The organism is Micromonospora globispora, from assembly GCF_003857015.1.
Taxonomy (GTDB): domain Bacteria; phylum Actinomycetota; class Actinomycetes; order Mycobacteriales; family Micromonosporaceae; genus Micromonospora; species Micromonospora globispora.
In genome coordinates, this window is the sequence record NZ_QGGF01000203.1 from 1 (window position 1) to 8216 (window position 8216).

At 73.4% G+C, this 8216-nt stretch carries 5 protein-coding genes and 1 pseudogene; all 6 read left to right on the top strand.

Annotated features, from left to right (window positions below; all coding sequences use genetic code 11):
• Nucleotides 1-1401, top strand: a pseudogene (locus DKL51_RS08035) (Mur ligase family protein); the annotation flags it as partial.
• Nucleotides 1398-2795: a UDP-N-acetylmuramoyl-tripeptide--D-alanyl-D-alanine ligase gene (locus tag DKL51_RS08040; RefSeq protein ID WP_124811897.1), complete on the top strand. Its 1398-nt coding sequence runs from the start codon at nt 1398-1400 to the stop codon at nt 2793-2795. The pseudogene DKL51_RS08035 and the gene DKL51_RS08040, both read left to right, overlap by 4 nt.
• Nucleotides 2792-3916 (top strand): phospho-N-acetylmuramoyl-pentapeptide-transferase, encoded by a 1125-nt coding sequence (gene mraY / locus DKL51_RS08045; protein WP_109943498.1) that lies wholly within the window; start codon nt 2792-2794, stop codon nt 3914-3916. Before DKL51_RS08040 ends, mraY begins: the two co-directional genes overlap by 4 nt.
• 189 nt (nt 3917-4105) lie before the next feature.
• A complete protein-coding gene (locus DKL51_RS08050; protein WP_243422260.1) occupies nt 4106-5566 on the top strand; it encodes an FtsW/RodA/SpoVE family cell cycle protein in 1461 nt (486 codons plus the stop codon).
• The gene (gene murG / locus DKL51_RS08055) at nt 5566-6672 is read left to right on the top strand and encodes an undecaprenyldiphospho-muramoylpentapeptide beta-N-acetylglucosaminyltransferase (protein ID WP_109943500.1); all 1107 of its coding nucleotides are present in this window, start codon (nt 5566-5568) and stop codon (nt 6670-6672) included. The genes DKL51_RS08050 and murG overlap by 1 nt, the downstream gene beginning before the upstream one ends.
• 31 nt (nt 6673-6703) lie before the next feature.
• On the top strand, nt 6704-8188 hold the full coding sequence (gene murC / locus DKL51_RS08060; protein ID WP_109943501.1) for a UDP-N-acetylmuramate--L-alanine ligase: 1485 nt from the start codon (nt 6704-6706) through the stop codon (nt 8186-8188).
• The last annotated feature ends 28 nt before the right edge of the window (nt 8189-8216 follow it).

Sequence of the window (8216 nt, forward strand, 5' to 3'; positions counted from 1 at the left end):
GTGCGGAGTTCGCCGCCGGCGCGGCGGAGGCCGGCGCGGTGGCCGTGCTGACCGACCCTGCCGGTGCGGAGCTGGCCGCCGCGGCCAGCCTGCCCGTCCTCGTGGTGGCCGATCCCCGCGCGGTGCTCGGCGCGGTCGCCTCCACCGTCTACGGCGACCCCACCGCGGGGCTGACCGTGATCGGGGTGACCGGCACCGCCGGCAAGACCTCCACCGCGTACCTGATCGAATCCGGGCTGCGCGCCGCCGGCCACACCACCGGCCTGATCGGCACGGTGGAGACCCGCCTGGGCGACCTGGTGATCGACAGCGTGCGGACCACCCCGGAGGCGACCGACCTGCACGCCATGCTCGCCGCCGCCCGGGAGCGCGGGGTGACCGCGGTGGTGGGTATAAGAGACAGCCATGCTCGCCGCCGCCCGGGAGCGCGGGGTGACCGCGGTGGTCATGGAGGTCTCCAGCCACGCCCTGGCGATGGGGCGGGTCGGTGGGGTCCGGTTCGCCGTCGGCGGCTACACCAACTTCGGCTCCGACCACCTGGACTTCCACGCCGACTCGGCGGACTACTTCGCGGCGAAGGCGCAGCTCTTCGACGGCCGCTGCGCGGTCGAGGTGCTCAACCACGACGACCCGGCGCTGCGCCCGCTGTTCCAGCCGGCCACGGTCAGCTACTCGGCGGCCGGCGACCCGACCGCCACCTGGTACGCCAGCGACGTCGACGGCGAGGGGTACGCCCAGCGGTTCACCGCGCACGGCCCGGACGGGCTGACCGTCCCGGCCGGGGTGGCGCTGCCGGGGCGGCACAACGTGGCGAACGCGCTGCTGGCCATCGCCGCGCTGGTCGCCGTCGGGGTGGACCCGGCGACCGCGGCGTCCGGCGTGGCGGCCTGCGGCGGCGTGCCGGGTCGGCTGGAGCTGGTCAGCGGCGACGCCCCGGTGCGTGGCGTGGTCGACTACGCGCACAAGGCGGATGCGATCGTGGCCGCCCTGGCCGCGCTGCGGGAACTGAGCACCGGCCGGCTGATCTGCGTCATCGGCGCGGGTGGCGACCGGGACCGGGGCAAGCGGCCGGTGATGGGCGCGGCCGCCGCGGAGGGAGCCGACGTGGTGCTGGTGACCGACGACAACCCGCGGACGGAGGACCCGTCCGCGATCCGGGCGGAGGTGCTCGCCGGGGCGTACGCGGCCGGCGCGCCCGCGCGGATCATCGAGGTGGACGGTCGGCGCGCGGCGATCACGGAGGCGGTCCGGCTGGCCGAGCCGGGCGACGTGGTGGCGGTGCTCGGCAAGGGGCACGAACGCGGCCAGGAGGTCGCCGGCGAGGTGCACCCCTTCGACGACCGGGTGGAGCTGGCCGAGGCGCTGCGCGCCCGCTTCGGGGACCGGGCGGGTCAGCGGTGATCCCGCTGAGCCTCGCCGAGGTGGCCTCGGCGGTCGACGGGCGGCTGGTCGCCGCCGACCCGGACGCCCGGGTCACCGGCTCGGTCGAGTTCGACTCCCGCAAGATCGGCCCGGGTGGCCTCTTCGTGGCGTTCCCCGGGGAGAAGGTGGACGGGCACGACTACGCGGCCGGCGCGGTGGCGGCCGGCGCGGTGGCGGTGCTCGGCACCCGGGAGGTGCCCGGTGTGCCGATGGTGCTTGTCGACGACGCGCTGACCGCGATGGGCAAGCTGGCCCGTACGGTGGTCGACCGGTTGCCCGGGCTGACCGTGATCGGGCTGACCGGCTCGTCCGGCAAGACCACCACCAAGGACCTGATCGCCCAGCTCGCCGTCCGGCTCGGCCCCACGGTGGCGCCGCCCGGCTCGTTCAACAACGAGTTGGGCCACCCGTACACGGCGCTGCAGGCCGGGCCGGAGACCCGCTATCTGGTGATGGAGAAGGGCGCCCGCGGGGTGGGGCACATCCGCTACCTCTGTGACGTGGTGCCGCCGCGGATCTCGGTGGTGCTCAACGTCGGCGTCGCGCACATCGGCGAGTTCGGCTCGGTCGAGACCATCGCGCTGGCCAAGGGGGAGCTGGTCGAGGCGCTGCCGGCCGACGGGCTGGCGGTGCTCAACGCCGATGACCCGCTGGTCGCCGCGATGGCCTCCCGGACCCGGGCCCGGGTGGTCCGGTACGGCGAGTCCGGGGACGCCGACGTGCGGGCCGTGGACGTGACGCTGGACGAGCGGGGGCGAGCGTCGTACACCCTGGTCACCCCGGAGGGCCGCGCGCCCGTGAGGCTCGGGCTGACCGGGCGGCACCAGGTCTCCAACTCGCTCGCCGCCGCAGCGGTGGCCCGGGAGCTGGGCATGCCGCTGGCCGACCTGGCCGCCGCGCTCGGCGAGCTGGGGCTGGTTTCCACCCGGCGGATGGACGTCTTCGAGCGGCCCGACGGGGTCACGGTGATCGACGACTCGTACAACGCCAACCCGGCCTCGATGGGGGTCGCGCTGCGGGCGCTGGCGAGCATGCGGGGGCAGGGGCGTACCGTCGCGGTGCTCGGCTACATGGCCGAGTTGGGCGACTTCGAGACGGAGGGACACCAGCAGGTCGGCCGGCTGGCCGCCGAGCTGGGCATCGACCGGCTGCTCGTGGTGGGCGAGCCGGCGGCGCCGATCCACGAAGGCGCGACAGCGGTAGGCAATTGGGGAGGAGAGTCGGTGCTGCTCACCGATCAGGCGGCGGCCGTCGAGGTGCTGCGGGGCGAGCTACGTCCGGGTGACGTGGTCCTGGTGAAGGGCTCCCGGTACCGCACCTGGGAGGTGGCCGACGCGCTGCGTGCGGCCGCCGGGAACGAGGTCACTTCATGAGGGCGGTGATCGTCGCCGTCGGGGTCGCGTTCCTGATCTCACTCTTCTGCACACCGATCGCGATCAAGGTGTTCACTCGGCTCAAGGCGGGCCAGCCGATCCGGGCCGAGGGCCCGGCCATGCACCAGACCAAGAAGGGCACGCCGACGATGGGCGGCGTGGTCTTCATCCTGGCCACGGTGATCGCGTACGTCGCCGGCCACCTGGCGCTGACCACCCTGCCGGATGCGCAGATCGCCCAGGTGGAACCGACCATCACCGCGCTGGTGCTGCTCGGTCTGATGGTCTTCTCCGGGGCAGTCGGCTTCATCGACGACTTCCTCAAGGTGCGCAAGCGGCACAGCGGTGGGCTGAACAAGCGCGGCAAGCTGGCCGGCCAGATCCTGGTCGGGGCGATCTTCGGTGTCGTCGCGCTCTACTTCCCGAGCACCATGTACGACGTCACCGGCAACCGGACCAACGCCGAGACGGTGGGCAGCACCACGCTGAGCTTCATCCGGGACATCCCGGCGCTGGAGATCGGCAAGATCGGGGCGGTGATCGTCATCATCATGGTGGTGATGGCGGCGACCAACGGCGTGAACCTCACCGACGGTCTGGACGGCCTGGCCACCGGCGCCTCGGTGATGGTGCTGGCCGCGTACGCGCTGATCGCGTTCTGGCAGTACCGGCACTGGTGCGCCGACCCGAACTACACCGAGGCGTACTGCTACACCGTCCGGGACCCGTTGGAGATCGCGCTGATCGCCGGGGCGGCGGCCGGCGCCTGCGTCGGCTTCCTCTGGTGGAACACCTCGCCGGCGCGGATCTTCATGGGTGACACCGGCGCGCTTGGCCTGGGCGGCCTGATCGCCGGCATGGCGATGTCCACCCGGACCATCCTGCTGCTGCCGATCCTGGGCGGCCTCTTCGTGATCATCACGATGTCGGTGGTGATCCAGATCATCTCGTTCCGGACCACCGGCAAGCGGGTGTTCCGGATGTCGCCATTGCAGCACCACTTCGAACTCGCCGGTTGGAGCGAGGTCAACATCGTGGTCCGGTTCTGGATCATCGCCGGTATCGGCGTGGCCATCGCGCTGGGCCTGTTCTACAGCGAGTTCCTCGCCGCGGTGACCTGAGCCGCGCCGCGAGACAACACGGTCCGGAGGGGCCCGGCGACCGCCGGCGCCCCTCCTTCCGTTCTCCGACACGCCGACCGGGCGGTTGCGCCACGGGCGGGCGTGCCCAGCCGCGATGATGTGCGGGTGGGGGAGGGACGAGACACCGAGGGTACGACCGACACGCAGGCCCGACGGGCGCCCGCGCCGGTGCGCGCGCCGGACCCGCCCGGCGCACTGCTCGGGCTGGACGCGGCCGGCGGGCTGGCCGCGCTGCGTGGCCTGCTGGCCCGGCCGCTGGCCTCGTACTACCTGCTGATCTCCAGCGCCGGCCTGCTGCTGGTGATCGGCCTGACCATGGTCTTCTCGGCCACCAGCGTCAAGGACTACGCCGAGGACGGCAACGCCAGCGCCTCACTGGTCAAGCAGACGATCTTTGCGGTGATCGGCATCGTCGCGTTCTGGGCCTGCCAGCGGCTGCCCGCGCGCACCTTCCGGGCGCTGGGGCGGCCGGTGCTCGGGGTGGCGGTGGTGCTGCTGCTGATCCTCAACGTGCTCGTCGCGCTGGAGGCGCTGTTCCGGGTCAGCTCGGTCGGCCCGCTCCGCGCCCACCTGCTCTGGCTCTACCTCGGCCCGATCCAGGTGCAGCCCGCCGAGGTGGCCAAGCTGGCCCTGGCGCTCTGGGGCGCGCACGTGCTGGCCCGCAAGGGGGCGGCGCTGGGCTGGTGGAAGGAGCTGGCCACCCCGCTCTTCCCGGTGGTCGGCCTGCTCTTCGTGCTGGTCGGCTACAACGACCTGGGCAGCATGCTCTGCCTGCTCGCCCTGGTGGTCGGCCTGCTCTGGGCGGCCGGCGTGCGGATGCGGGTCTTCGCCACCCTCTCCGCGGTCGGTCTGCTCGGCATCGGCCTGCTGGTCGCGGTGGCCTCACTCGGCGCCGGCTCCGGCGCCCGGGGCGAGGAGAACTACCGGCTGGCCCGGCTCACCTCGTTCATCGACCCGCCGGACCCGGCGAAGTGCTTCGAGACCAACTGCTACCAGATCGTGCAGGCCCGCAACGCCATCGAGCACGGCGGCTGGTTCGGCGTCGGCCTCGGCAAGAGCAGCCTGAAGTTCGGCTGGCTGCCCGAGGCGCACAACGATTTCATCTTCGCGATCATCGCCGAGGAGCTGGGCGTGGTTGGCTGCACCGTGATCCTGGTGCTCTTCGCCGTGCTGGCGTACACCGGACTGCGGATCGCCCGCCGGGTGGAGGACCCGTTCCGCCGGCTCGCCGCCGCGGGCGTCACGGCCTGGCTGGTCGGTCAGGCGGTCATCAACGTCGGCGGGGTCACCGGGCTGCTGCCGCTGACCGGCGTGCCGCTGCCGTTCATCTCCGACGGCGGCAGCGCCCTGGTCGTCACCCTGGCGGCGGTGGGGATGCTCGCCTCGTTCGCCCGGGCCGAGCCGGATGCGGCCCGAGCCCTGCATGCCCGTCCACCCGCCCGGTGGGTCCGACTACTCTGGGCCCCGTTGCCGCCGCTTCCCGGCCGGCGACGCCGACCGGCGCCGCCACCGGCCGACCGTGGGTCCGTACCCCGGTCCCGCCCGCGGCGGGAGGACGACCAGGCCGCAGCCCGCGGCGCCCGGCCCAGCCGGACGCGCGCCGGGACGGCGAGCGAGAGGAGACGCTGATGGGTCCGCTGCGTTCGGTGGTGCTTTGCGGCGGGGGCACGGGTGGGCACATCTACCCGCTCCTCGCCTTCGCCGACTGCCTGCGCCGACACGACCCGGGCGTCCGGATCACCTGCCTCGGCACACCGAAGGGCCTGGAGAACGAGCTCATCCCGCCGGCCGGCTACGACCTGCGCCAGATCCCGGCCTACCAGCTGCCCCGCTCGGTGAACATGAGCCTGGTCCGCACCCCGGACCGGATGTGGAAGGCGGCCCGCGCCGCGGGCAAGGTGATCGACGAGGTCCAGGCCGACGTCGTGGTCGGCTTCGGCGGGTACGTCTCGGTGCCCGGCTACCTCGCCGCCTGGCGGCGGGAGCTGCCGATCGTCATCCACGAGGTGAACGTGCCCCCGGGCGTGGCCAACCGGCTCGGCATGAAGTTCACCAAGCACGTCGCGGTGGGCTTCCCGCACCAGCCCGCGCAGGCCGAGTCGCTGCGCGACGCCCGGGTGGTCGGGGTGCCGCTGCGCCGCGGCATCGCCGGGCTGGACCGGGCCGCCATGCGCAACGCCGCCCGGGCCCACTTCGGGCTCCGCCCCGACCTGCCGGTGCTCTTCGTCGCCGGTGGCTCGCAGGGCGCCCGCTCGATCAACCTGGCGGTCTCCGGCGCGGCCAAGGAGCTGGCCCGCCACGGCGTCCAGGTGCTGCACGTGATCGGCGCCCGCAACGAGCCGGTGTCGATCCCGACCGACCTGCCGGTGCCGTACGTGACGCTGCCCTACCTGTCCGAGATGGAGCTGGGCTACGCGGCCGCCGACCTGATGCTGGCCCGGGGCGGCGCGATGACCTGCGCCGAGGTGGCGGCGATCGGCCTGCCCACCATCTACGTGCCGTACCCGCACAGCAACCAGGAGCAGAAGCGCAACGCGCTGCCCGTGGTGGAGGCCGGGGGTGGGCTGCTCGTCGACGACGCCGAGCTGACCCCGGACTGGCTGGAGCGGACGGTCATCCCGCTGATCCGGGACCCGCAGCGGCTCGCCGCCATGGGTGCCGCCGCCGCCGCGTACGGGCGGCGGGACGGCGACGTGGCCCTGCTGAACTTCGTCTACGAGGCGGTGACCCGCTGATGCGGGCCGCCGCGACGGGAAGGTACCTCTCATGAACACCGCGCAGTTCACCCCCGCCGGCACGCTGACCGCGGAGGACCTGGGCCGGATCCACCTGATCGGGGTGGGCGGGGTCGGCATGAGCGGCCTGGCCCGCCTCTTCCTCACCCGGGGCCTGCCGGTCTCCGGCAGCGAGCTGCGGGAGTGGCCGTCCCTGGCCGGCCTGCGGGCGCTCGGTGGCACCATCCACATGAGCCACGAGGTGTCGAACCTCGACGGCGTGGACACGGTCGTCTACTCCTCGGCGATCCCGCAGGACCACCTGGAGATGGTCGAGGCGCGCCGGCGGGGCCTGCGGGTGCTGCACCGCTCCGAGGCGCTCGCCGCGGCGATGACCGGCCGCCGCACGGTGGCGGTCGCCGGTACGCACGGCAAGACCACCACCACCTCGATGGTGACCATGGTGCTGCAGCAGGCCGGCACCGACCCGTCCTTCGTGATCGGCGGGGAGATCTCCGAGGTGGGCTCCGGCGCGCACCACGGCACCGGCGAGTACTTCGTGGTGGAGGCGGACGAGAGTGACCGCTCGTTCCTGATCTACCGCCCGTACGTCTCGATCATCACCAACATCGAGGCGGACCACCTGAACACCTACGGCGACCTGGCCAACCTGGAGGCGACCTTCGCCGAGTTCGCCCGGCTCACCGACCCGGAGGGGTTCATCATCACCTGCGCCGACGACCCAGGTGGGCGGCGGCTGGCCGTGACGCTGCGCGCCGACGGACGCCAGGTGTACACCTACGGCGAGTCGGCCGACGCCGACCTGCGATTGAGCGAGATGGCCTCCTCCTCCCAGGGGGTGCGCTACCTGGCCGAGATCGACGGCCGGTCGCTGGGCGAGATCCGGCTGCCGATCCCGGGGCGGCACATGGGGCTCAACAGCGCCTCCGCCGTGCTCACCGCGTACCTGCTGGGGCTTCCGGTCGAGGCGGCGGAGGCGGCGCTCGGCGCGTTCCCCGGGGTACGGCGACGGTTCGAGCGCAAGGGCGTCGCGGACGGCGTGCTGGTCTACGACGAGTACGCGTACCACCCGACCTCGATGACGCTGGCCCTGCAGACGCTGCGTGAGGTGGCCGGCGACGGCCGGCTGATCGTGGTCTTCCAGCCGTACCGGCTCTACCGAACCCGGGACCTCCAGCCCGAGATCGCCGCGGCCCTCGCCATCGCGGACGAGCTGGTGCTGTTGGAGGTCTTCGGTCCCGGCGAGCTGCGCCAGCCGGGCGAGGGGGCGGCCGCGCTGATCGAGGCGGTGCCGCTGCCGGCCGACCGGAAGGTCTTCGTCGACTCGTGGGACGAGGTGCCCGCCGAGGTGGCCCGCCGGGCGCGGCCCGGGGACGTCGTGGTCACCATGGGCGCGCCGCCCATCTCGCTGATGGGTGACCAGCTGCTCGACGCCCTGCTGGCCCGGACCGGTGCGCCCGGTGGCGCGGCCATCGGCACCGCCGTCGGCCCGGACGGCACGGCCACGGCCGGATGAGCCCCGGCCCGGCGCGGGGCCGGGTGCC